The following is a 1,286-nucleotide window of genomic DNA, read 5'->3' on the forward strand; positions in this document are numbered from 1 at the left end:
GGATGGAGGCTTCCGCCGAATTCGGAAGAAGAGTATTTGCTAAAGTTGGGGGCATCGAACCCCCAACTTTAGCATGCTATCCATCCCCACCGTAAAAGACGGTGGGGAATTTCGCAGAATTGTTAAAGACACAAACCGCCCCTGGGGTGGGGCGGCTTTTTTTATTGGGTTGGTGGGCGATCGCGGAGCGTGCCTAAAGGCGTATCGCTTTCAATTATTTCTTCAGGCGATATCTTCTTGGCTTCCCCTTTAAGGATTTGATTCCAGAGCTTTTCCGGCTCTACGCCCCTTTTTTTGGCGAGGTAGGCGACGCTCTCTTTAACCTTGGGTTCTTCCTCCCGAAGTTTCTCGCACAAAAGAAAATTTGCTTGAATTGACCTAGTTCGGTCGGCAACAAAGGCGTACACGGCTAGCAAGTCATCGTAGTATTCGCCCAAAGGTGCCACAAGCAACCGCTCGTCTTTTCTTGCCACTGATGATTTGACCAAAACGTATTTCCCGATCATCACATTTTTGCCACAAAAATGACCCGTTTACTCAAGCCTATGATATATTCATTAAATAGACCCACAGTAGACCCTAATTAGACTATATGCAACGACAAGGCTTTTTATCCGGGGGGAGCGCTAAAGCGTTCTCAGTGAAAGGTTTTAAAGACACAAACCGCCCCAGGGGTGGGGCGGCTGTTTTGATTGGACTGGTGGGCGTAAGCTTCGGTAAGCAACGCTTTCGCTATTCGTTACCGTCTTCTTTTACCAGCTGGTTGAAAAGCTCCTCTGGGGTGATTCCCAGTCGGTTGGCTTCTACGATTAACCGCTGCTCGTCTTCGTACCACCACCGCAAGATATGGTCTGTCATCGCTTGTTGCCCATTGCCTCCTATCGAACGATTTTTGAGCTTACAGCCTACTTTGAACTTGGCATAGTCCAAGGTTGATAGGGGTGCAGTCTGAATTCTGGTGTTGGGAAAGTTGGGCAACTGGATTTTTGTGTAATCCAGAGACGAGTTGTTGGGACTTATAGGTTCAGGCATGGTTTAATGGTAGGTTACAGGTAGTTTATTGGTGCATTACCTGCTAGGATAGCAAAAAGCGATCGCACCACGCCTGCACAGCTAAATGCGATCGCCACCTACAAGAGATAAATCAAGAGGTACATCAATCATGACAAACTTTGGGTGCGATTCGTTCAGTTGAAATAAGTAGCAACACTTAGGGAAGACTGGCTGGGAACAGAGAAATCTAAACCCTGACAACTTTATAAGCAAGATGGTGAGCCTAGTACCCT

General features: G+C 47.4%; 2 protein-coding genes. Both read right to left on the minus strand.

The window, feature by feature from the left end; genetic code table 11:
* Positions 1 to 161 precede the first annotated feature (161 nt).
* Positions 162 to 506, minus strand: a complete 345-nt coding sequence (locus tag MiSe_RS49150) for a hypothetical protein (RefSeq protein ID WP_226594836.1) — start codon at positions 504 to 506, stop codon at positions 162 to 164.
* A gap of 226 nt (positions 507 to 732) precedes the next feature.
* Complete coding sequence (locus MiSe_RS49155) at positions 733 to 1,032, minus strand: hypothetical protein (RefSeq protein WP_226594838.1); 300 nt, start codon at positions 1,030 to 1,032, stop codon at positions 733 to 735.
* Positions 1,033 to 1,286: the final 254 nt, after the last annotated feature.

The organism is Microseira wollei NIES-4236 (assembly GCF_020521235.1).
Taxonomy (GTDB): Bacteria; Cyanobacteriota; Cyanobacteriia; order Cyanobacteriales; family Aerosakkonemataceae; genus Microseira; species Microseira wollei.